The 20,876-nt window shown below is 66.5% G+C and carries 22 protein-coding genes; 7 read left to right on the top strand and 15 right to left on the bottom strand.

Features of this window, described 5'->3' with window-relative positions; genetic code table 11:
- Positions 1-9: 9 nt before the first annotated feature.
- Positions 10-987, bottom strand: a complete 978-nt coding sequence (locus tag U6958_RS09340; protein ID WP_074921040.1) for a tRNA-dihydrouridine synthase — start codon at positions 985-987, stop codon at positions 10-12.
- Positions 988-1,215: 228 nt separating this feature from the next.
- Here U6958_RS09340 and U6958_RS09335 point away from each other — a divergent pair, with 228 nt between their 5' ends.
- Positions 1,216-1,761: a hypothetical protein gene (locus tag U6958_RS09335; protein ID WP_017404085.1), complete on the top strand. Its 546-nt coding sequence runs from the start codon at positions 1,216-1,218 to the stop codon at positions 1,759-1,761.
- Between the two features lie 27 nt (positions 1,762-1,788).
- Here U6958_RS09335 and U6958_RS09330 read toward each other — a convergent pair whose 3' ends face one another.
- From U6958_RS09330 to U6958_RS09305, 6 genes are all read right to left on the bottom strand, one after another.
- Complete coding sequence (locus U6958_RS09330) at positions 1,789-3,000, bottom strand: class I SAM-dependent methyltransferase (RefSeq protein ID WP_074921041.1); 1,212 nt, start codon at positions 2,998-3,000, stop codon at positions 1,789-1,791.
- Positions 3,001-3,050: 50 nt separating this feature from the next.
- A complete protein-coding gene (locus U6958_RS09325; RefSeq protein ID WP_026062042.1) occupies positions 3,051-3,572 on the bottom strand; it encodes a GNAT family N-acetyltransferase in 522 nt (173 codons plus the stop codon).
- A gap of 256 nt (positions 3,573-3,828) precedes the next feature.
- Positions 3,829-5,265: an aldehyde dehydrogenase family protein gene (locus tag U6958_RS09320; protein ID WP_016447735.1), complete on the bottom strand. Its 1,437-nt coding sequence runs from the start codon at positions 5,263-5,265 to the stop codon at positions 3,829-3,831.
- Between the two features lie 210 nt (positions 5,266-5,475).
- Positions 5,476-5,835, bottom strand: coding sequence for a hypothetical protein (locus U6958_RS09315; RefSeq protein ID WP_016447736.1), 360 nt, complete (start codon positions 5,833-5,835; stop codon positions 5,476-5,478).
- Positions 5,836-5,865: 30 nt separating this feature from the next.
- Positions 5,866-8,478, bottom strand: a complete 2,613-nt coding sequence (gene clpB / locus U6958_RS09310) for an ATP-dependent chaperone ClpB (RefSeq protein WP_074921042.1) — start codon at positions 8,476-8,478, stop codon at positions 5,866-5,868.
- Between the two features lie 133 nt (positions 8,479-8,611).
- A complete protein-coding gene (locus U6958_RS09305; RefSeq protein ID WP_017404082.1) occupies positions 8,612-9,520 on the bottom strand; it encodes an AraC family transcriptional regulator in 909 nt (302 codons plus the stop codon).
- A gap of 104 nt (positions 9,521-9,624) precedes the next feature.
- Here U6958_RS09305 and U6958_RS09300 point away from each other — a divergent pair, with 104 nt between their 5' ends.
- Complete coding sequence (locus U6958_RS09300; protein ID WP_244160451.1) at positions 9,625-10,518, top strand: DMT family transporter; 894 nt, start codon at positions 9,625-9,627, stop codon at positions 10,516-10,518.
- 9 nt (positions 10,519-10,527) lie between these two features.
- Here the strand turns inward: U6958_RS09300 and moaE are convergent, their stop codons facing one another.
- Complete coding sequence (gene moaE, locus U6958_RS09295) at positions 10,528-10,989, bottom strand: molybdopterin synthase catalytic subunit MoaE (RefSeq protein ID WP_017404080.1); 462 nt, start codon at positions 10,987-10,989, stop codon at positions 10,528-10,530.
- Positions 10,990-11,088: 99 nt separating this feature from the next.
- Between moaE and U6958_RS09290 the strand changes: the two genes are divergently transcribed.
- From U6958_RS09290 to dapA, 3 genes are all read left to right on the top strand, one after another.
- Complete coding sequence (locus tag U6958_RS09290; RefSeq protein ID WP_016447741.1) at positions 11,089-11,343, top strand: hypothetical protein; 255 nt, start codon at positions 11,089-11,091, stop codon at positions 11,341-11,343.
- 8 nt (positions 11,344-11,351) lie between these two features.
- Positions 11,352-11,696, top strand: coding sequence for a hypothetical protein (locus U6958_RS09285; protein ID WP_043789837.1), 345 nt, complete (start codon positions 11,352-11,354; stop codon positions 11,694-11,696).
- Between the two features lie 284 nt (positions 11,697-11,980).
- Positions 11,981-12,916, top strand: coding sequence for a 4-hydroxy-tetrahydrodipicolinate synthase (gene dapA, locus U6958_RS09280; RefSeq protein ID WP_074921043.1), 936 nt, complete (start codon positions 11,981-11,983; stop codon positions 12,914-12,916).
- Here dapA and U6958_RS09275 read toward each other — a convergent pair.
- From U6958_RS09275 to U6958_RS09245, 7 genes are all read right to left on the bottom strand, one after another.
- Entirely contained in the window at positions 12,862-13,215 is a 354-nt protein-coding gene (locus U6958_RS09275; RefSeq protein ID WP_074921044.1) for a recombinase family protein, read from the bottom strand. The two genes, dapA and U6958_RS09275, sit on opposite strands and share 55 nt — an antisense overlap.
- A 5-nt stretch (positions 13,216-13,220) precedes the next feature.
- Complete coding sequence (moaD, locus tag U6958_RS09270; protein WP_074921045.1) at positions 13,221-13,496, bottom strand: molybdopterin converting factor subunit 1; 276 nt, start codon at positions 13,494-13,496, stop codon at positions 13,221-13,223.
- The gene (gene glp / locus U6958_RS09265; RefSeq protein ID WP_074921046.1) at positions 13,493-14,728 is read right to left on the bottom strand and encodes a gephyrin-like molybdotransferase Glp; all 1,236 of its coding nucleotides are present in this window, start codon (positions 14,726-14,728) and stop codon (positions 13,493-13,495) included. The genes moaD and glp overlap by 4 nt, the downstream gene beginning before the upstream one ends.
- A 10-nt stretch (positions 14,729-14,738) precedes the next feature.
- Positions 14,739-15,299, bottom strand: a complete 561-nt coding sequence (gene mobB, locus U6958_RS09260) for a molybdopterin-guanine dinucleotide biosynthesis protein B (protein WP_046239140.1) — start codon at positions 15,297-15,299, stop codon at positions 14,739-14,741.
- A 46-nt stretch (positions 15,300-15,345) separates the two neighbouring features.
- The gene (thrC, locus tag U6958_RS09255) at positions 15,346-16,773 is read right to left on the bottom strand and encodes a threonine synthase (RefSeq protein WP_016447748.1); all 1,428 of its coding nucleotides are present in this window, start codon (positions 16,771-16,773) and stop codon (positions 15,346-15,348) included.
- A 140-nt stretch (positions 16,774-16,913) separates the two neighbouring features.
- Positions 16,914-18,263, bottom strand: coding sequence for a homoserine dehydrogenase (locus tag U6958_RS09250; protein WP_016447749.1), 1,350 nt, complete (start codon positions 18,261-18,263; stop codon positions 16,914-16,916).
- Between the two features lie 110 nt (positions 18,264-18,373).
- On the bottom strand, positions 18,374-19,609 hold the full coding sequence (locus U6958_RS09245; RefSeq protein WP_016447750.1) for a pyridoxal phosphate-dependent aminotransferase: 1,236 nt from the start codon (positions 19,607-19,609) through the stop codon (positions 18,374-18,376).
- A 171-nt stretch (positions 19,610-19,780) separates the two neighbouring features.
- Here U6958_RS09245 and U6958_RS09240 point away from each other — a divergent pair, with 171 nt between their 5' ends.
- Both U6958_RS09240 and U6958_RS09235 read left to right on the top strand, forming a co-directional pair.
- Positions 19,781-20,149, top strand: a complete 369-nt coding sequence (locus U6958_RS09240; protein ID WP_017407848.1) for an Mth938-like domain-containing protein — start codon at positions 19,781-19,783, stop codon at positions 20,147-20,149.
- A 138-nt stretch (positions 20,150-20,287) separates the two neighbouring features.
- The gene (locus U6958_RS09235) at positions 20,288-20,773 is read left to right on the top strand and encodes a peroxiredoxin (protein ID WP_012207021.1); all 486 of its coding nucleotides are present in this window, start codon (positions 20,288-20,290) and stop codon (positions 20,771-20,773) included.
- Positions 20,774-20,876 lie beyond the last annotated feature (103 nt).

Below are 20,876 nucleotides of genomic sequence, written 5' to 3'. Positions count from 1 at the left end.
ACGACAGCGCTACAACCCCGCCCACTCCTGGCGCCGAGCCAGCGCCTGGACCCAGAGGGTGATCTCGCGCTGATCGGTCTGGGTGCGCACCTCCTGATAGGCCTGCTCGGCCTCGGGAAAGCGGCGGCGCAGCAGGTTCAGCCATTGCTTGAGACGGCCTGCGCGCTGGCGCGGCTCCAGGTCCTCGCAGACCATGTCCCAGAAGCGCTGAACCTGGGGCACGAGGTCGCTCCAGTACACCTCGGCGGCCGGGGTCTGCTCACCTTCAACGGCGGCGCGAATGGCCAGCGCCAGGCCCGGGTCGGCAACGATTCCCCGCCCCAGCATCAGGTCGCTGCAACCCGATTGCTCGCGGCAGCGCAGCGCCTCCTGCACCGTCCATATCTCGCCGTTGGCCACCACGGGCACGGTCACGGATTCGCGGATGCGCGGGATCATCTCCCAGTAGGCGGGCGGGCGGTAGCCATCGAGCTTGGTGCGGGCATGAACGACGATTTCGCAGGCACCGCCGGCCTGCATGGCCTGGGCGCATTCGGTCATCAGGTCGGTGTCATTGAAACCCAGCCGCATCTTGGCCGACACGGGCATGGCCGCTGGCACGGCGGCACGCACGGCGCCCACCACGCGCGCAATTTGTTCCGGGTCCTGCAGCAGCGCAGCGCCGCCGCCGTGGCGGTTGACCACCTTGGCCGGGCAGCCGAAGTTCAGGTCGATGCCCTCCGGCCCCAGGCGCGCCAGATTGGCCGCGTTGGCCGCCATGCTGTCCGGGTCCGATCCCAGCAACTGGGCCCGCACGGGCACCCCCGCCAGCGTCCGGCTGCCATTGTTCAATTCCGGCATGGTGCGCAGGAATACCTTGTCGGGCAGCAGCGTCCCCGTGACGCGGATGAACTCAGAGACGCAGCGGTCCGCACCGCCCACGCGCGTGAGCACATCGCGCAGCACGAAATCAAGCAAGCCCTCCATGGGCGCCAGCAACAGTCTCATCAGCTGTGTTCCGGGGCCTGCAGCCCCGTCTTCCTGTTACAGATCAAACAATATTCCTGCGGCCCGTATTGGCCGCCTGCCCCTTCGAATCGCCCCTCATCAAGGCGGCGGCAGGCGATTGTGCCCTTGCCGCAGCAAGTTGCACCGGACCAGTTGTCATGGCTTTTTCACGCCACGGTCATTCATGTAACGTGCAATCGGGGCTTGTCGGACTCCCCTGCCCCAACCATGCTGCTGCAAAAAACCGCCAAGGCCCTTGAAGAGCTGCAGCCCGGCCGGCGCAGCCTGCCGCTGCGCGAGCGCTCGGTGCTGCTGATGGCCGATGGCCGCACCGAGGAGCAGCTGCAGCAGGTGCTGGGTGCCCAGGCCAGGGAGCTGGTACAGCAGCTGATAGACAGCGGCCATCTTCAGCGCCTGGCCGGCAATGCCATCGAAACATCGCCCCAGCCGCAGCCCCCCGCGATGGCGCCTGCCGCTGCCAGGCAACCCGCTTCACCAGGCCCTGCCGCCACGCTGAATCTGGCCGGCACACGCATGTATCTGTTCGACCTGTGCGAGCGCATGTTCGCCAACCGCCATGAGGACAAGGCCCAGGTGCTGCGCCATCTGCTGCGCGAAGCGCGCGACCTGGCGGCTCTGCAGGCCGCCGCCTTGCAGCTGCTGCAGACCGTGCAGGAGCATGCCGGCAACGAGCGCGCGGATGCGCTGCGCGAGCGGCTGCAGCATCTGCTGCCCCAGGAGGCAAACGAGTCAATGGCAGCACAAGGCGCCTGACCGGGATGAAAGCGTGGGTGCCGGCGATCAGCGAGGCGCCAGGCGCCACAGCGAGGTGACTTCGGCAGCGCGTGCGGCGTGCAGCGGATCGGCAGCGTCCGCAGCCTTCCCATGGCGTGGGCGGATGTCCTCTCGGCCCAGGACCTGCAGGCCAGCGGCCTCGATCCACTCCAGCAATTGCTCGCGCGAGCGCAGTTGCAGATGCTCGGCCAGATCCGACAGGATCAGCCAGCCTTCGCCGCCCGGCAGCAGATGCGCTGCAAGGCCTTGCACAAAGCCGCGCAGCATGCGGCTGCCTTCGTCGTAGACGGCCTGCTCCAGCAGGGAGCTGGCCTTGCCCGGCAACCACGGTGGATTGCAGACCACCAGGGCGGCCCGGCCTTCGGGGAACAGGTCTGCCTTGCGCAGGCTCACGCGCTGCGCCAATCCCAGTCGCTGCAGGTTGTCCTGCGCACAGGCCAGGGCCCGGTCGCTCAGATCGGTGGCCACCACCTGCCGCACGCCACGGTGCAGCAAGAGAGCGGAAAGCACACCCGTGCCCGTGCCGATATCCCAGACTGCGGCATCGGCATGCTGGGCTGCGGCCGGCAGGGGCGCCTGCGCCACCAGATCCAGGTACTCGCCGCGCACTGGGGAGAACACGCCGTAGTGCGGATGAATGCTGAACTCCGGCATGCCCGGCACAGCCAGGGCCACGCCCTTCTTGCGCCACTCATGCGCGCCCAGCGCGCCCAGCAGTTCACGCAAGGGAACGATGACGCTGCGCGCACCCTGATCGGCGGGAATGTCGCCCCAGGCCTCGCGGCAGGCCTCGCTCCAGTCCGGTGCGCGGCGCAGGGCGCAATGCCAGCTGGCATCGAGCTCGATCATCACGCTGGACAGAATGCGTGCCCGCTGCGCCAGCGCCTGGCGGTGCAGGTGGAAGGCATGGGGAAAGACAGGCTTGGCGTCTTCCTTGCCGGCCCGCCGATGGCGAGCCTTGGCGGACGTCTCACGTGCAGGCTTGTCCAGGCGGCGGCCCAGCGCCGACAGCAATTGCCTGGCATTCTGGAAATCGCCGCGCCACAGCATCGCCTGGCCTTCGCAGGCCAGGCGGTAGGCGCTGTCGGCAGACAGGCTGTCGTCGGCGATGACGATGCGGCGCGGTGCGGTCATGGTGCTGTCCGCGCGCCACAGCGCTGCCTGCGTGGCCTCGTTCTCCTGCCATTGCAGCAGGGACCAGTTCTGGGAAGAGGACAAGGCCTGCTGCTCCGTGAGTGATTTAGGGGGAAAGAGGGTCGAAGACCCGATCAGTTCAGTGCGCGCTTGAGCCGCACTTCCTCGATCTTGAGACCACCCACCTGGGCCGTCTTGGCGGTGGACATTTCGCGCTTGAAGCCGGCGAGCTCGTGAAAGCGCAGCGCGCGTTCATTGCGCAGCGGCACCCACGACGTGACATTGGTGCAGCCTTCTTCAAGCAGGCCGTCGCGTGCGGCGTCCCACAGGGCCACGCCCACACCCTGATTCCAGTGGGTAGGTGCAGCATAGATGGCCCAGATTTCACCGGTGGTCTGGCGCGACTTCTCATCGCGCGAGCGGTCGAAGCCGACGAAGCCGACGATCTTGTCGCCATCGATGGCGACCTGAACCTGGGGCTCGCAAAATTCAATGGCTTCGCGCCAATAGGCCTGGCGTTTTTCTACCGACGACATGCTCTTGAGCTGGTCATCGGGAACCAGACCTCGGTAAGCCTCCATGGCGGAAGCAGTATGGATCTGGGCAATCGCTTTTGCATCGCGGAGAGTGGCTGGACGAACCTGGATACTAGACATGGAAAAACCGAAACGAAAACAGGTGAAAATAGAAGGGCGTGATTTTCACCGGAATCGCGCTTTTTGCGTGCATCGAGCCCCTTAGCCATGCACGCAAGTACGGCTGTGCTCGTTTTCTTGCCCTCGGCTATCGGATGTGCTATGTGCTCTTCAAAAAAGAGCAGCTAGTGCATGCAACACAAGGCTCGCCAAGGAATCAGTTGACAATTCCTCACGATGCAGGCATGCCCGGCAGCACGCCCGATCGAGCCCTTGCTCACAGCCAGCGGCGCATCAGTTCCATGATGCGATCGAACTTCGCACCATAGGGCGGATACAGCATGGCGGCCCCTGACCAGCGCGACTGCACGAACACCGCCTTCTGATGGCTCAGCCGCGCAAAGCCCTGCTCCGAATGATAGGCACCCCAACCGCTGTCGCCCACGCCACCGAAGGGCAGGTTCTCGTGCGCGAAGTGCAGCAGGGTGTCATTGACCGTCACCCCTCCGCTGATGGTGCGTGACAGCACCGCATCACGCACCTTCTCGTCGCGGCCGAACCAGTACAGCGCCAGCGGCCTGGGCCCGGCATTGATGGCCGAGACCACATCGTCCAGCCTGTCGTAGCTGATCACGGGCAGGATGGGGCCGAAGATCTCCTCCTGCATGAGCTGCATCTGGCTGGTGGCATTGAAGACCAGGGCCGGTGCCATCTGGCGCTCCACGGCATCACCCCAGGCCATGTCCGCCCCCTCCTGGCTGGCGCCGCCGTCCTCCATCCATTCGACATGGGCGCCCATGCCCTGGGCCTGGCGCAGCATCTGCCGCAGGCGGGCCAGGTGGCGCTTGGTGAGGATGGCGGCATAGTCCGGGTTGCCGGCAAAGCGCGGGAACAGCCGCTGCGCGGCGGCGCGAAAGGCCTCGGCGAATTCGGCCTCCTGTCCACGCGGCAGCAGCACGTAGTCGGGGGCAATGCAGGTCTGGCCTGCGTTGACGAGCTTGCCATGTGCGATCTTGAGCGCCGCCTCCTTCAGGTCGCAGTCGGTGGAGACGATGCAGGGCGACTTGCCGCCCAGCTCCAGCGTGGTCGGCGTCAGGTGCGCTGCGGCCGCCTGGGCCACGCGCCGGCCCACGGCCGTCGATCCGGTGAACAGCAGATGGTCGAAGTGCAGGCCCGAAAACTGCGTGGCCACGCTCACATCGCCTTCGATCACGGCGAACTCCTCGGGCGCAAAGAACTGCCCCACCAGCGCGGCCAGTTGCGCCGACGTGTGCGGCGTGAGTTCGCTGGGCTTGAGCATGACGCGGTTGCCCGCTGCCAGGGCCGTGATGGCAGGCCCCAGCGCCAGCTGCACCGGATAGTTCCACGGAGAGATCACCCCCACCACGCCCAGCGGCTGGCGCTCTATCCACCCACGGCCCGGCATGAGCATCAGCGGCGTGCGCACCCGCTGGCGCCCCGACCAGCGCGCCAGATGGCGCAGCGTGTGCTTGAGCAGATTGCGCAGCACGAACAGCTCCACCATCTCGGTCAACCGTGGCGAGCGCATGCCGAAGTCGGCCTGCACTGCGGCAGCCAGCACGGGGCCGTGCTCGTCCAGCAGCTTTTGCATGCGCAGCAGCCTCTCGCGGCGCACCAGCAGCGGCACGTCCACCTGCGCCCGGCTGGCCTGGTACTGAAGTTCGAAGACGCGATGAAGATCCATCTGGGTCATAGGGCTCAATGGTAAGAAGACGCGGCAGACGCTCTCATGCTGCACAGGCCGCCTGCGGGTTGGCTGGATACGGCGGCAAGCAGCCAGAACGGCTCGGAGAAAAAAAAGGGAGCCTTGCACGGGCTCCCGAGGGTTACAGACTATACGGGCCGATATGCGCGGCCTGGGCGCGAAGATGCGCAGGCCGCGTAAAGGCTGCAGCAAGACGCTTCAGGGCTCGCGCACTTCACGGGGCTGAACGTCGGTCACCTCGCCCGCTCCCGGCAGCACGCCTGCGCCTGCACCTGCGCGACGGCCACCGCCTTCAGCCGCGCCGTAGGCGCGCTGCGGGCGCTGGGCCATCCACTCGGAGCCGGAGCGGTAGACGGTCTGCCAGCCAGCCCGCGGGCTCATGCGCATGGCCCAGGGCATGACCGGCTGGCCGGTGAGCCTGGCCCACAGCGCCCGCACGGCCCAGACCAGGGCCAGCAGCGCCGCTGCGGTGAGCAGGCTGACAAAGAAGACCAGGCCCACAAGCATCAGCAGGATGCGAACGGCCCAGCGGGTCAGGGTGGCGACGAAATCGTTCAAAGCAAAGCCTTTCTTGGCTGGCCCGGTGCGTCAGGCGGAGTCTGCCGCATCGAACCGGAATACGCCCGGTTCCTGTACCGGGTCCACATGCACCGCAATCGTGCTCTTGGGCGGGAAGCGCCCTTCGAGCAGCAGTTTCGACAACGGATTTTCGATCCGCTGCTGTATCGCGCGCTTGAGCGGCCGGGCCCCGAAAACGGGATCGAAGCCCACCTTGGCCAGTTCGGCCAGTGCCTGGTCGGACACCTGCAGCGCAAGGTCCATTTTCTCCAAACGCCGCTCCAGCAGCTTGAGCTGAATCCTTGCGATCGACTCGATATTCTTCGCGTCGAGCGCGTGGAACACCACGGTCTCGTCGATGCGGTTGAGGAATTCGGGTCGGAAATGGTTCTTGAGTTCCCCCCAGACCGCGTCTTTCACATCATCGTAATCCTCGCCGACCATGGCCTGGATCAGCAAAGAGCCTATGTTGCTCGTCATCACGATGACCGTATTCTTGAAGTCCACGGTGCGGCCCTGGCCGTCGGTCAGCCGGCCGTCGTCCAGTACCTGCAGCAGCACGTTGAAGACGTCGGGATGGGCCTTCTCCACCTCGTCGAGCAGCAGCACGCTGTAGGGCTTGCGGCGAACGGCCTCGGTCAGGTAGCCGCCTTCCTCGTAGCCCACGTAGCCGGGCGGCGCGCCGATCAGGCGGGCCACGGAATGCTTTTCCATGAACTCGCTCATGTCGATGCGCACCAGATGGTCTTCGCTGTCGAACAGGAAGCCGGCCAGCGCCTTGCACAACTCGGTCTTGCCCACGCCCGTGGGGCCCAGGAACAGGAAGGAACCGGTGGGCCGGTTGGGATCGGACAGGCCCGAGCGCGAACGGCGGATGGCGTTGGCCACAGCCGAGATGGCCTCGTCCTGGCCGACGACGCGGTCATGCAGCCGGTCTTCCATGCGCAGCAGCTTGTCCTTCTCGCCCTGCATCATCTTGGCCACGGGAATGCCCGTGGCACGGCTGACCACCTCGGCAATCTCCTCGGCGCCCACATGGGTGCGCAGCAATCTGTGGGCGGGCGCACCGCCCTGCCCCTGCTCGCTGGCCTGGGCTTCGTTGAGCTGCTTTTCCAGCGAGGGCAGCTTGCCGTACTGCAGCTCGGCCACCTTGTTGAAGTCGCCCTTGCGCTTGAGCTCCTCGATCTGGATGCGGATCTGGTCGATCTCCTTGCGGATCTGCTCGGAGCCCTGGGCGCTGGCCTTCTCGCTCTTCCACACGTCTTCGAGGTCGGCGTACTCGCGCTCCAGGCTGCCGAGTTCCTCCTCGATCAGCTGCAGGCGCTTTTGCGAGGCCTCGTCCTTTTCCTTCTTCATGGCCTCGCGCTCGATCTTGAGCTGGATCATGCGGCGCTCGAGCTTGTCCATGACCTCGGGCTTGGAGTCGATCTCGATCTTGATCTTGGCCGCAGCCTCGTCGATCAGGTCGATGGCCTTGTCGGGCAGGAAGCGGTCGGTGATGTAGCGGTGGCTCAGCTCGGCCGCGGCCACGATGGCCGGGTCGGTGATGTCCACGCCGTGGTGGGCCTCGTAGCGCACCTGCAGGCCGCGCAGGATGGCGATGGTGTCCTCGACCGAGGGCTCCTCGACCAGCACCTTCTGGAAGCGCCGCTCCAGCGCCGCATCCTTTTCGATGTACTTGCGGTATTCATCGAGCGTGGTCGCGCCGATGCAGTGCAGCTCGCCGCGCGCCAGCGCAGGCTTGAGCATGTTGCCCGCATCCATGGCGCCGTCGGCCTTGCCGGCGCCGACCATGGTGTGGATCTCGTCGATGAACAGGATGATGCGCCCCTCTTCCTGGGCCACTTCCTTGAGCACGGACTTCAGGCGTTCCTCGAAGTCGCCGCGGTACTTGGCGCCGGCCAGCAGGCCCGCCATGTCCAGCGACAGCACGCGCTTGTTCTTGAGGCTTTCGGGCACCTCGCCGGCCACGATGCGCTGGGCCAGGCCCTCGACGATGGCGGTCTTGCCCACGCCGGGCTCGCCGATGAGCACGGGGTTGTTCTTGCTGCGGCGCTGCAGCACCTGGATGGAGCGGCGGATTTCGTCGTCGCGACCGATCACCGGATCGAGCTTGCCGATGCGCGCGCGCTCGGTCAGGTCCATGGTGTATTTCTTGAGGGCCTCGCGCTGGCCTTCGCCTTCGGCGCTGTCCATGGTCTGGCCGCCGCGCACGGCGTTGATGGCCGACTCCAGGCTGGAGCGCGTCACGCCGCTTTCCTTGAGCAGTTGGCCCGCACGCGTGGAGGGGCCGCTGCTATCGGTCAGCGCCAGCAGGAACAGCTCGCTGGCAATGAACTGGTCGCCGCGCTTGAGGGCTTCCTTCTCGGTCACCTGCAGCAGCCGGCCCAGCTCGGAGCCGACCTGCACCTGGTCCTGGTGCTGCACGCGCGGCAGATCGGCCAGAGCCTTCTCGGCCGCGGCCTGCAGCTGGCCCACGTTGGCGCCGGCGCGCTGCAAGAGCGAGCGCGGACCGTCGTCCTGGCGCAGCAGCGCCACGAGCAGGTGCAGGGGTTCGATATTGGATTGGTCACCGCCCAGGGCCAGCGTTTGCGCGTCGGCCAGGGCTTCCTGGAACTTGGTTGTCAGTTTGTCGATTCGCATGGTGTTTCTTTTCGCTCCTGAAACAGGGTCATTGCGATTTATCTGATACCGGCAGGGCAAATTTCAAGCCATGCCCGGCCCGCAAGGACAGACGCTTGCGCCAGATCAAGGCCGGCGAGGCCGGCCATCCTTCTCAAGCATTGCGCTGAAAGATCGAGAACTGCGTAGGCGTAACGCCCAAATGCGCCCGGAAGCTGCGCACCAGGTGGCTGGCGCTGGAAAAGCCGCAATCCAGCGCCAGCTCGGCCAGCGGCGGCACGTTGCGCGCAGACAGGGCACGCCGTGCCCGGGCCAGGCGCTGCTGCAGCACCCATTCGTGCACCGTGCAGCCCATGCTCTGGCGGAACATGCGTGCGAAATGGAATTCCGAAAGGCAGGCCTGTCTCGCCAGTGCCGGCAGCGACACGGCCTTGGAGTCATGCAGATGCGCCTCGATATGGGCAAGCACCCTGCGCCGCACGGCCGCAGAGAGCCCGCCCAGCGGCCGCTGCAGCGCCTGCACCTGGCGCGGCGTGGCGGACTGCAGCACCAGCCGGTCCACCAGCTGCTGGCCAATGGCATCGGCCGCCAGTTGCTGCTGCGGGTCCTGCCAGTCCAGTTGCATCAGCGCACGGGCACCGGCGTGGAAGGCCTGATCGTCCCCGTAGATCTGCGCACGCAAGGTGCGCGAGCGGGGCTCGGCATCCAGCATGCGGACCACGCGCCCCGCCCAGGCCAGGTCGGACACATACAGGTGCAGGAACTGCACGGGCGATCGCACCAGCCAGTGCGATTCATCCTCTGGCGTGAAGATGCAGATGCGCCCCGGCGCCCCCATGGCCTCGGGCCGCGCCTTGAGTTGCGAGCCCTCGCCGCCGGCCAGGTAGACCGACAGCGTGTGGTGACCGGGCTGGCAGTAGCGCACCTCGTCGTCCACATTGGCCCAGACGGCCAGCTCCACCCCCTCGCTCAGGCGCACGCGCCGCTGCAGCCGGGCCTTGGAGCGTGACAGCACCTGGCACAGGTGGCTGGAGGGCAGCTCGGGCAGCGGCGTGGGCGTCATGGCAGCGATTGTGGTCCCGCAGCCATACCGACGCATGGCGCCAGGCCATCAAACCGCAGGAATCTGCCATGCCCGCCCAGCCTGCGGCGCCATCATCACCGGCCATGACTGCCACCCTCTATGCCCTGGTCGTGTTGATCTGGGGTTCGACCTGGATCGCCCTGAAGCTGCAGCTGGGCGCCGTGCCCGTGGAGCTGTCCATTGCCTACCGCTTTGCGCTGGCCGCCGTGCTGATGTTCGCCTGGCTGGCCTGGTCGCGCCAGCTGCGCGTGCCACGCGGCCCGGCGCTGCCGCGCGTGCTGGCCCAGGGCCTGTGCCTGTTCAGCTTCAACTTCGTGTGCTTCATGCATGCCAGCGAGACGCTGGCCAGCGGCCTGGCCGCCGTGGTGTTCTCCAGCGCCAATCTCTGGAACGCGCTGCTGGCGCGCATCATCCACGGCCGCAGGCTGGCGCCCCATGTGCTGGCCGGCAGCCTCTTCGGCCTTGCAGGCCTGGTGGCGCTGTTCTGGCCCGAGCTGCGAGAAGGCCGGCATGCCAGCCTGCCCGGCCTGGGCTGGGCCGTGCTGGGCACGCTGTGCTTTTCCTGCGGGAACATGCTGTCGGCCTCGCTGCAGTCCATGGGCTGGCGGCCGGCCCAGACCAATGCCTGGGGCATGCTGGCCGGCACGCTGCTGCTGACAGGCTATGCGCTGGTGGCAGGCCTGCCCTGGCGCTTCGATGCCAGCTGGACCTATGTGGGCTCCTGGCTGTACCTGGCCATTCCGGGCTCGGTGATCGCGTTCACGGCCTACCTGACCCTAGTCGGGCGCCTGGGCCCCGAGAAGGCGGCGTATGCGACGGTGCTGTTCCCCATCGTTGCGCTCAGTATCTCGGCCCTTTTCGAAGGCTATGTGTGGACGCCGCTGGCCGTGGGTGGCCTGCTGCTGGTGATGTTCGGCAACCTGCTGGTGTTCCGGCCGCCGCAATGGTTGCGGGGTGCCGCACTGCGCAGGGCCTGAAGCGTCAGCTCACTGGCGCCAGCGCGCCAGCGCCTCTTCGTCGCTGACGCGCGCATCCACCCAGCGCGCGCCCTCGGGCGTCTGTTCCTTTTTCCAGAAAGGCGCCAGCGACTTGAGGTAGTCCATGATGTATTCGCAGGCCTGGAAGGCCATGCCCCGGTGCGATGCGGTGACGGCCACGAGCACGATCTGGTCCATGGGCTGCAGCGGGCCGATGCGATGGATGACGCGCGCGCCATGGATGCCGAAGCGCTGGACCGCCTCGTCGATGATGGCCTCGATGGATTTCTCGGTCATGCCCGGGTAGTGCTCCAGCTCCATGCTGGCCACGGTGGCGCCCTCGTTGCGGTCGCGCACGGTGCCTATGAAGCTGCAGACCGCCCCCACGCGGGCGTCGCCGGAGCGCAGGGCGGCGAGTTCGGCCGATACGTCGAAATCCTCGGTCTGGATGGATACACGGGCTGCTTGCATGCCCGCATTGTCGCAGGGCGGCGGCGCGCCAGAAGGCGATGAACGCGGTAGCATTGCCCTCCCCCGCCCCCAGCGCTTTTTTGCTGCGGCGGGCCACGCATGGCCACACTCACGATCACCACCCCCGAATACACGCTCTATCCCTCGCCGCGCAACGAGCAGCGCGTGGTCTACGAGCACCAGCTGTTCGTGCCCCATCCCTACACCATCATCCACCTGCCCGACTACGGCTTTCGCGGCAAGGCCACGCTGTTTGCAGCCCACCGGCTGGGCGACGGCAAGATGGGCCAGTTGGTGAGCTGCGAGCTGGCCGAAGACATCGCACGCTTCGAACGCCTGTTCGAACCCGATTGAGGCGCGCCATGGACGAGACCAGCCAGATACAGCCGCCGCCGAGCTTTGCCGCCCTGTATGCCGACCGGCACGGCCGGCTCAAGGCATCCATTGCAGACGTGGTCGGGCGCTATGAACTGTGCGAGGACCTGGCCAGCCACCTGGTCGAGCAGGCACAGACGCTTTACCACTCGGGCAATTCTTCGGAGCAAGGCGTGCTGCTGGGCATGCACGCCGGCCTGGCTGCCGAAGGCTCCATCGTCAGCCCCGGCGAGGCACGCTGGATCGTGCAGCGCCTGGCCGAGCTGCTGGAGTGGCAGGCACCGCTGCTGCCCGATGCATCACCCCCTACCGGCGCCGAAGGCGCAGCCTGAAGGCCACCACCCAGGCGCTCAGGCGCGCTACACTGCGCGCCATGCCTGCAATCTTTGCCTTCCCCACATGCCACGGCGATGCCGTGTGCCTGTGCCTGGGCAAAGCCTGCAAACCCCAGCTCGTCTGACCGGAGCTGAGGTTCCGTCCAGATGAGCGACGGAACCGGCCCGGCAGCCTCCATCCCCCCTTCCCGCATCCCTTCAGGCGCCTGCCTTTCCGCCCTCGGTCTGGCCGGTGGCTGCGTCCGGTCGTTCATTGTTTGAATCACCCGAAGGGATCTTCCATGTCTTTGCCTTCCACCACCTCGCCGCAGGCCCGATTCCAGGGGCTGTGGCTTCCGCTGGTCACGCCCTTTCTTCCTGGAGATGAGGCGGCGGTGGACCACGGGGCGCTGCGCGCCCTGGTGCAGCACTACAACGCCACCGGCATCGCCGGCTACGTGGCCTGCGGCTCGACCGCCGAGGCCGCCGCGCTGAGCGAAGCGGAGCACGATGCCGCCCTGTCCACCATCCTCTCAGCGGCCCATGGCATGCCCGTGGTCATGGGAGTTTCGGACTGCCACCTGGGGCATGCGCTGGCCCGCGTTCAGGCACTGAACGCCCTGCCGCTGGCCGGCATTCTGGTGCCCGCGCCGCATTACATACGCCCGTCGCAGGCAGGCCTGCTGCAGTGGTTCACGGCGATTGCCGAGCGCAGCGCCCATCCGGTCATCGTCTACGACATTCCCTACCGCACCGGCGTGGTGCTGGAGCTGGCCACGCTGCGTGCGCTGGCCGCACATGAGCGCATCGTGGCCATCAAGGATTGCGGGGGCGATGCCGCCAAGACCCAGGCACTGATCGCCGATGGGCAACTGCAGGTGCTGGCCGGCGAAGACGCGCAGATCTTTTCCACGCTGGCCCTGGGCGGCGCGGGAGCGATTGCTGCCAGCGCGCACGCGCATACAGGGCACTTCGTCGAGCTGATGCAATGCCTGGAGCGCGGCGACCTGCCCGCTGCCCGTGCGCTGTGGCAGCCGCTGCAGCCGCACATCGCCGCCTGCTTTGCCGAGCCCAACCCCGCCCCCATCAAGGCCTTGCTGGCGCAGCAGGGCCGAATGCGGGCAACGCTGCGGGCGCCCATGCAGCCGGCATCGGCCGCGCTGGCGCAGCGGCTGGCCAGGATTCAGCTGCCGCTGCTGCCGTCCGCAGACAGTGTTGCCGAACGCAGGTCGGCGTAGCGGTTCAGGATGCGCTGCACCTGACCGTGCGTCCACTCGCCGCCCCGGGCCGCGGCAACGCCGCGCGCATTGAGTTCGGCGGCCATGGCGCGGTGCGTCAGGCCGCGCGCCTGCAGTTCGGCGAACAGCGCCTCATGCTGCTGGGCGAAGGCATCGGCCGTGGATTTGCGCTTTTCCACGGTGGCGCGCAGGTTGTCTGCGCCTGCGCGGCCCAGCTGCACGCCGCGCGCCTTGGCTTCGGACAGGGCCTTGCGCGTGCGTGCGCTGATGGCCTGGTCCACGGGCTTGTCGGTGGTCATTTGGGTCAACCTCCGGTCACGGGGGGGAAGAAAGCCACCTCGTCCCCCTGTCGAACGGCGGCACCGGCATCGCACAGGACCTGGTTCAGCGCCATGCGCACGGCCTTGCCAGGGGCCAGCGCTTCGGCGGCGGCACCGCCACGCGCAATCAGTTCCTCACGCAGCGCGCCCACGGTGGCGGCCTCGGTGGACAGGGTTTCGCTGCCCGTGCCCAGGGCTTCGCGGATGGAGGCGAAATAGCGCACGGTGATGGTGATGGCGATGGGGACGGCCTGGCTCATGACAGCAGCTCCGAAAAGGCGATGAAGCGCACCCGGTCGCCCGGCGCTATGGCCTGGCCTGGCGGGTTGTCCACCACGCCATCTCCCCAGGCTGCCGAGGTCAGCACGCCCGAACTCTGGTTGCGGAACAGCTCCAGGCCACCGCCCTCGTTGTAGCGCACGCGCAGGAATTCGCGGCGCTTGTCCCCGCGCGGCCAATGGAAGTCGGCGCGCACCTCGACCGAGCGCGGCAGCGCCTGCTGCACGCCCTGCAGGCGCAGCACGAAGGGGCGCACCAGCAAAAGGAAGGTGACGAAGCTGGAGACCGGATTGCCGGGCAGGCCGATGAAGTGGGCAAAGCCTTCGCCCTCGCGGTTCACGCGGCCATAGGCGAAGGGCTTGCCGGGCTTGACGGCGATCTGCCAGAGGTCGAGCTGGCCCAGCGCCTGCACGGCGGGCTTGACATGGTCCTCTTCGCCGACAGACACCCCGCCGCTGGTCAGGATCAGGTCATGCGCGCGGGCCGCCTCGCGCAAAGCATCCACAGTGGCCTCGCGCCGGTCGGGGACGATGCCGAAGTCGGTGACCTCGCAGCCCATGCGCTGCAGCAGGGCGCGAAGGAAGAATCGGTTGCTGTTGTAGATGCTGCCGGGCGGCATCTGCTCGGGCGCCACGGTGCCCGGCATGACCAGTTCGTCACCTGTGGAGAACAGGGCCACGCGCGGCTTGCGTGCCACGCGCAAAGAGGCCAGGCCGATGCTGGCGGCCAGGCCCAGCTCGGCCGGCGACAGGCGCGTGCCGGCCGCGATGACGGTGGCGCCGCGCCGGATGTCCTCGCCCGAGCGGCGTATCCATTGCCCGGCCTCGGGCCGCGCCTTGATGCGCACGCGGCCGTCTTCCAGGACTTCGCAGTCTTCCTGCATGACGATGGCATCGGCACCTTCGGGCACCGGAGCTCCCGTGAAGATGCGCGCCACCGTACCCACGGCCAGCGGCTGGCCCATGGCGCCTGCGGGGATGCGCTGCGAGACGGGCAGCTCGGCATTGCGCTGCGTGCATTCGGCGCTGCGCACGGCGTAGCCGTCCATGGCGCTGTTGTCCTGGGGCGGCACCTGCAGCGGCGAGACGGCGTCGGCCCGCAGCACGCGGCCATCGGCGTCAAAGCAGTCCACGGTGTCATCGCCAGCCAGCGGCAGTGCCTGGGCCAGCAGTTCGGCCAGCGCTTCATCGAGGGGCTTGAGCGGGGCTCGCATGGTTTTTCTCCTAGTCTTGGCCGCTGTCAGGTGCACGGTAGCGCAGGCGCTCCCCCTGATCCAGCAGCCATTGCAGTATCTGCGCTGGCGCGTTGAGGTCCAGCACGGGCTGGCGCGGCGGCTCGGGCAGGCGGGCCGGCGCATCGGTTGCCACGGCCAGCACATGGGGATCGTGCGGGAACAAAGGCGCCTGGGTCTTGCCGGCGCTGGTGCGCTCGGGCTGCTCGCGCCAGATTTCTATCTTGGGCAGATCGGCGTGCTTGAAACCCTCTACCAGCACCCAGTCCACGAGGGGGTCCAGCTCGGCCAGCATGTCGTGCACCGACAGCTCCGTGGGCCGGGGGAATTCGCGCATCAGCGCCAGACGGCGATCGGAAGCCAGCACCACCTCATAGGCACCCGCCTTGCGGTGGCGCCAGCTGTCCTTGCCCTCGTGATCGACATCGAAATGGTGGTGGGCATGCTTGACCACCGAAACGCTGAGCCCCTGCGCACGCATCAGCGTGATCAGGAGCTCCACCAGGCTGGTCTTGCCCGAGCCGGAGTAGCCGGCGAAGCCGATGACCTTCATCGCCATGCACTCCAGCTGCGGACCTGCGGACAGCCCGGCCGTGGCATCAGTCGCAATGCCGGGCGATGTAGGCCTTGACCTGCTCGGCGTCGGCCGGCAAGTCGGTCACGCGCTTGGGCAGGTCCTCGATGCCTTCGAACTTGGCCGGGCGATCGGGCAGGCGGCCCAGGGCCTCCTCGATGGTGGCGGCGAACTTGATGGGCAGTGCCGTCTCCAGCACGATCATGGGCACGCCGGCCTGCAGCTGCTCGCGCGCCACCTTGACGCCGTCGGCCGTGTGCGTGTCGATCATGGTGCCGAAGCGCTCGAAGGTATCCCGGATGGTGGCCAGGCGGTCGGCATGCGTGCTCTTGCCGCTGACGAAGCCGTAGCGGGCAGCAGCTTCCTGGAACAGCGGGTTGCCGCCCAGGTCGAAGCGGCCCTGGCGTGCCACGCCCTCGGCGAACAATTCGCGCGTGGCCTGTCCATCGCGACCCAGCAGGTCGAACACGAAGCGCTCGAAGTTGCTGGCCTTGGAGATGTCCATCGAGGGGCTCGATGTCTCGTAGGTGTGCTCGCTGCCGCGCACCACGTAGGCGCCCGTGCGGAAGAACTCGTCGAGCACGTCGTTCTCGTTGGTCGCCACCACCAGGCGTTCGATCGGCAGGCCCATCTGGCGCGCCACATGGCCGGCGCAGATGTTGCCGAAGTTGCCGCTGGGCACCGTGAAGCTGACCTTCTGGTCATTGCTCTGCGTGGCCTGCAGGTAGCCGGCGAAGTAGTAGACGACCTGGGCCAGCAGGCGGGCCCAGTTGATCGAGTTGACCGTGCCGATCTTGTACTTCGCCTTGAAGGCGTGGTCGTTGGAGACGGCCTTGACGATGTCCTGGCAGTCGTCGAACACGCCTTCGATGGCGATGTTGTGGATGTTGGCGTCCTGCAGGCTGAACATCTGGGCCTGCTGGAAGGGACTCATGCGGCCGCGCGGGCTGGTCATGAACACGCGCACGCCTTTTTTGCCGCGCATGGCGTACTCGGCGGCGCTGCCGGTGTCGCCGCTGGTGGCGCCCAGGATGTTCAGCTCCTCGCCACGGCGGCCCAGTTCGTACTCGAACAGGTTGCCCAGCAGCTGCATGGCCATGTCCTTGAAGGCCAGCGTGGGGCCGTTGGACAGGGCTTCGAGCCACAGGCCGTCTTCCAGCGGGCGCAGCGGCGTGATCTCGGCCGTGCCGAACACCTGCTGCGTATAGGTCTTGGCGCACAGGGCGCGCAGATCCTCGGCCGGAATGTCGTCGATGTACAGGCTCAGGATCTCGAAGGCCAGGGCCGCGTAGCCCTGCTCCTTGTAGATGCTGCGCAGCTCGCCCAGGCGGGCGGCATCGATCTGCGGATAGCGCTCGGGCAGGTACAGCCCGCCATCGGGCGCCAGGCCCTCGAGCAGGATGTCGCAAAAGCGCTTGCGGTCCGCGTGGCCGCGCGTGGAAAGATAAAGCATGTCGCTTCCTCGTCAGTATTCTGTGAGACGGGGCGCGGCCGATGCCAGGGATGCCGAGCAAGGGCCGCCCCGCAGCGAGGGCGTCGTCCCCCTCCCGCGTGCGAGAGAGGGGGAAGCGGCGCAGCCGCTCAGGGGGTGTCTTAGTTCAACTCTTCCTTGCGGATGCGGTTGATAGGGGCCAGCACCGTGGGCAACTGCTGGATCTGCGCCAGGGCAGCATCCATGTCGCCTTCGCGCGTGGCGTGGGTCAGGATGATCAGGTCGGTCTGCGGCACGCCCTGGCTGCCTTCGCTGTCGCCGCTCACCTCGCCAGCCTCGCGCTGCAGCAGGGCATCGATGCTGATGCCGGCACCGGCGAGGATGCTGGTGATCTTGGCCAGCACGCCGGCTTCGTCGGCCACGCGGATGCGCAGGTAGTAGCTGGTGACCACCTCGCTCATGGGCAGCACGGGCAGCTCGCCACCTGCGGCGACCAGCGTGTTCGACTGGAAGGCCAGCGGGGGCACGCGGTGCTCGGGGTCGGCCGTGTGCAGGCGGGCAATGTCCACCAGGTCGGCAATCACGGCGCTGGCCGTGGGCTCGGAGCCCGCGCCCTTGCCGTAGTACAGCGTGGTGCCCACGGCATCGCCATGGACGACGACGGCGTTCATGGCGCCTTCCACGTTCGCGATCAGGCGCTTGGTCGGCACCAGGCTGGGGTGCACGCGCAGCTCGATGCCCTTGTCCGTGCGCTTGGTGATGCCCAGCAGCTTGATGCGGTAGCCCAGTTGCTCGGCGTACTTGATGTCGGCCGCAGACAGCTTGGTGATGCCTTCCACATGCGCCTTGTCGAACTGCACGGGAATGCCGAAGGCGATGGCGCTCATCAGCGTGACCTTGTGGGCGGCGTCCACGCCTTCGATGTCGAAGGTCGGATCGGCTTCGGCATAGCCCAGGCGCTGGGCCTCCTTGAGCACCACGTCGAAGTCCAGGCCCTTGTCGCGCATCTCGGACAGGATGAAGTTGGTCGTGCCGTTGATGATGCCGGCCACCCACTGGATCTGGTTGGCCGTCAGGCCTTCGCGCAGCGCCTTGATGATGGGGATGCCACCGGCCACCGCCGCTTCGTAGGCCACCATCACGCCCTTCTCGGCGGCGGCCTTGAAGATTTCGCTGCCATGCACGGCCAGCAGGGCCTTGTTGGCCGTGACCACATGCTTGCCGGCGGCAATGGCCTCCAGCACCAGGGCCTTGGCAATGCCGTAGCCGCCGATCAGCTCGATCACCACGTCGATCTCGGGGTTGGCGATGATCTCGCGCGCATCGCCGACCACCTTGGCCGTGTCGCCCACGACGGAGCGTGCGCGTTCCGTATCCAGGTCGGCCACCATGGCAATCTCAATACCGCGGCCCGCGCGGCGGCGGATCTCTTCCTGGTTGCGCTGCAGCACGTTGAAGGTGCCGCTGCCCACGGTGCCAATGCCCAGAAGGCCTACTTGGATCGGTTTCATAAACTACTTGCCAGTCAAAAAATGCTGCGGCGCCCAGAGGGTGCGCGCCGGCAGCCGGTAAAAAGCGATGGTCGGCGCAAGGCCCTCTCCCCCGCCGGCCCCCGCACAGCTCAGCCGCGGTCCGTGCCGTGGCGCTTGCGGTATTTCTCGAGGAACACGGCCAGGCGGCGGATGGCCTCGCGCAGGTCGGTGTCGTGCGGCAGGAAGACGATGCGGAAATGGTCGGGGTGCGGCCAGTTGAAGCCTGTTCCCTGCACCAGCATGACCTTGGTCTCCTGCAGCACTTCCAGGAAGAACGCCTGGTCATCCTTGATCGGGTAGATCTCGGGGTCCAGGCGCGGGAACATATACAGCGCGGCCTGCGGCTTGACGCAGCTCACGCCGGGGATTTCGGTGATCAGTTGGTAGGCCAGGTCGCGCTGCACGCGCAGCCGGCCGCCTTCCTGCACCAGCTCGTCGATGCTCTGATGCCCGCCCAGCGCCGTCTGCACGGCCCATTGGCCGGGCACATTGGCGCACAGGCGCATGTTGGAGAGCATGTTCAGGCCCTCGATATAGTCCTTGGCCGCCTTCTTGTCGCCCGAGACCACCATCCAGCCGGCGCGGTAGCCGCAGCTGCGATAGGCCTTGGACAGCGAGTTGAAGGTCAGCGTCAGCACATCGGTGGACAGGCTGGCCAGCGGCGTATGCACGACGTCGTCGTAGAGCACCTTGTCATAGACCTCGTCGGCGAAGATCACCAGGCCATGCTCGCGGGCCAGCGCCACGATGCTTTGCAGCAGCTGCTTGCTGTACAGGGCACCTGTCGGATTGTTGGGGTTGATGACGACGATGCCCTTGGTGCGCGGCGTGATCTTGGCGCGGATGTCGTCCAGGTCGGGCATCCAGCCGTTGGACTCGTCGCACATATAGTGCACGGGCGTGCCGCCGGACAGGCTGGTCACGGCGGTCCACAGCGGATAGTCGGGCGCCGGCAGCAGCATCTCGTCGCCGTCGTCCAGCAGCGCGTTCGTGGCCAGGCTGATCAGCTCGGATGCGCCATTGCCCAGGTAGATATCGTCCAGCGTCACGCCCAGGATGCCCTGGCGCTGGGTTTCGTGCATCACGGCCTTGCGCGCCGCGAAGATGCCCTTGCTGTCCGAGTAGCCTGCCGAATTGGGCAGGTTGCGGATCATGTCCTGCTGCACTTCCTCAGGAGCGTCGAAGCCGAACACGGCCAGATTGCCGATATTGAGCTTGATGATCTTCTGGCCGTCCTCTTCCATCTTCTTGGCCGCGTCCATGATGGGCCCGCGGATGTCATAACAGACGTTGGCTAGTTTTGCGGATTTGAGAACGGTTTTCATGCTGAGAATATGAAAGTGGCCGGCGCGGGCTTGCGGCCTTCATGCACGCCAAAGTGCCCCATGCACCCTGGTGAAACCTATAATTTGACCACAGTTCCGCAATGCAGCATCGCCCTGGCCCCGACCCATGTGGCGGCCACCCCCATCGCGCAGACCGCGCCACCCTCATCCATGAAATTCCACGCCGACAAATCCGAAGCACAGAGCATCACGGGCTATGGCCCCGGCTGGGTCGCCGTGGACCGGGAAAAGTTCGAACACAGCCTGCTTGTCGGCGCCAAAGGCCTGCGCCAGGCCTGGGACTGCGCCCGCTTCGAAGACCTGACGCCTGAGCATTTCGAGGCCCTGTCCCAGCTGGATGCAGAGGTCATCATCCTGGGCAGCGGCCAGCGCAACCGCTTCCCGCCAGCGGCCTGGCTGCGCCCGCTCATGGCCCGACGCATCGGCCTGGAAAGCATGGATACGCAGGCCGCGTGTCGCACCTACAACATCCTTGCCAGCGAAGGCCGTAACGTCGTCGCGGCCCTACTCTTGGAGTAGACTCCTGCCCCCCTGATTGGGAGAAATTCCGTTTTCAGGGTAAAATTGCAGGTTGCGGTTGGGGGCATTTCCGATAAAAGCAAAAACACAAACACGGCCCTCGGCATTTCAACGACTACACCCGAGAGATATAAGCGCATGGCGATCGTTGTCAACAAACCCCTTCCCGAATTTGAAGCCAACGCTACCGGCGGGATCAAGGTGACCAACACCTCCCACACGGGCCAGATTCTGATCCTGTATTTCTACCCCAAGGACAATACGCCTGGCTGCACCACCGAAGCCATGCAGTTCCGCGACAAGTACAAGGACTTCGTGAAAGCTGGCGCCACCGTGTTTGGCGTCTCGCGCGACAACATGAAGTCGCACGACGACTTCAAGGAAAAGCTGGAACTGCCGTTCGAGCTGATCGCCGATACGGAAGAGAAGATGTGCCACATGTTCGGCGTGGTCAAGAACAAGATCATGTACGGCAAGAAGGTGAAGGGCATCGAGCGCTCCACCTTCCTGGTCGGAGCCGATGGCCTGCTGGTGCAGGAATGGCGCGGCCTGAAGGTTCCCGGCCACGTTGACGAGGTCCTCAAGGCTGTCAAGACCCTGAAGGCATTGAAGCAGGCTGCCTGATAGCAACAATCCGACAGGTGACAGAGTGCCGGCCGACATATTCAGGCCGTCCGCCTATGCATAATGGGGCAATGCTTCTTAGCAAAGACGCTTTTCCCTGTCA

Source organism: Delftia lacustris (genome assembly GCF_040267515.1).
GTDB classification, from domain to species: Bacteria; Pseudomonadota; Gammaproteobacteria; order Burkholderiales; family Burkholderiaceae_C; genus Comamonas; species Comamonas tsuruhatensis.
This window is presented reverse-complemented; position numbering and strand designations above follow the sequence as displayed.

Bases quoted from the DNA above. Each gene is read 5' to 3' on its own strand.
- clpB (WP_074921042.1), bottom strand. From the start codon at position 8,478: ATGCGAATCGACAAACTGACAACCAAGTTCCAGGAAGCCCTGGCCGAC.
- moaD (WP_074921045.1), bottom strand. From the start codon at position 13,496: ATGAGCCAGGCCGTCCCCATCGCCATCACCATCACCGTGCGCTATTTC.
- glp (WP_074921046.1), bottom strand. From the start codon at position 14,728: ATGCGAGCCCCGCTCAAGCCCCTCGATGAAGCGCTGGCCGAACTGCTG.
- U6958_RS09325 (WP_026062042.1), bottom strand. From the start codon at position 3,572: ATGTCTAGTATCCAGGTTCGTCCAGCCACTCTCCGCGATGCAAAAGCG.
- moaE (WP_017404080.1), bottom strand. From the start codon at position 10,989: ATGCAAGCAGCCCGTGTATCCATCCAGACCGAGGATTTCGACGTATCG.
- thrC (WP_016447748.1), bottom strand. From the start codon at position 16,773: ATGCTTTATCTTTCCACGCGCGGCCACGCGGACCGCAAGCGCTTTTGC.
- dapA (WP_074921043.1), top strand. From the start codon at position 11,981: ATGTCTTTGCCTTCCACCACCTCGCCGCAGGCCCGATTCCAGGGGCTG.
- U6958_RS09235 (WP_012207021.1), top strand. From the start codon at position 20,288: ATGGCGATCGTTGTCAACAAACCCCTTCCCGAATTTGAAGCCAACGCT.
- U6958_RS09305 (WP_017404082.1), bottom strand. From the start codon at position 9,520: ATGACGCCCACGCCGCTGCCCGAGCTGCCCTCCAGCCACCTGTGCCAG.
- U6958_RS09335 (WP_017404085.1), top strand. From the start codon at position 1,216: ATGCTGCTGCAAAAAACCGCCAAGGCCCTTGAAGAGCTGCAGCCCGGC.
- U6958_RS09290 (WP_016447741.1), top strand. From the start codon at position 11,089: ATGGCCACACTCACGATCACCACCCCCGAATACACGCTCTATCCCTCG.
- U6958_RS09300 (WP_244160451.1), top strand. From the start codon at position 9,625: ATGACTGCCACCCTCTATGCCCTGGTCGTGTTGATCTGGGGTTCGACC.
- U6958_RS09285 (WP_043789837.1), top strand. From the start codon at position 11,352: ATGGACGAGACCAGCCAGATACAGCCGCCGCCGAGCTTTGCCGCCCTG.
- U6958_RS09320 (WP_016447735.1), bottom strand. From the start codon at position 5,265: ATGACCCAGATGGATCTTCATCGCGTCTTCGAACTTCAGTACCAGGCC.
- U6958_RS09250 (WP_016447749.1), bottom strand. From the start codon at position 18,263: ATGAAACCGATCCAAGTAGGCCTTCTGGGCATTGGCACCGTGGGCAGC.
- mobB (WP_046239140.1), bottom strand. From the start codon at position 15,299: ATGAAGGTCATCGGCTTCGCCGGCTACTCCGGCTCGGGCAAGACCAGC.
- U6958_RS09340 (WP_074921040.1), bottom strand. From the start codon at position 987: ATGAGACTGTTGCTGGCGCCCATGGAGGGCTTGCTTGATTTCGTGCTG.
- U6958_RS09240 (WP_017407848.1), top strand. From the start codon at position 19,781: ATGAAATTCCACGCCGACAAATCCGAAGCACAGAGCATCACGGGCTAT.
- U6958_RS09245 (WP_016447750.1), bottom strand. From the start codon at position 19,609: ATGAAAACCGTTCTCAAATCCGCAAAACTAGCCAACGTCTGTTATGAC.
- U6958_RS09275 (WP_074921044.1), bottom strand. From the start codon at position 13,215: ATGACCACCGACAAGCCCGTGGACCAGGCCATCAGCGCACGCACGCGC.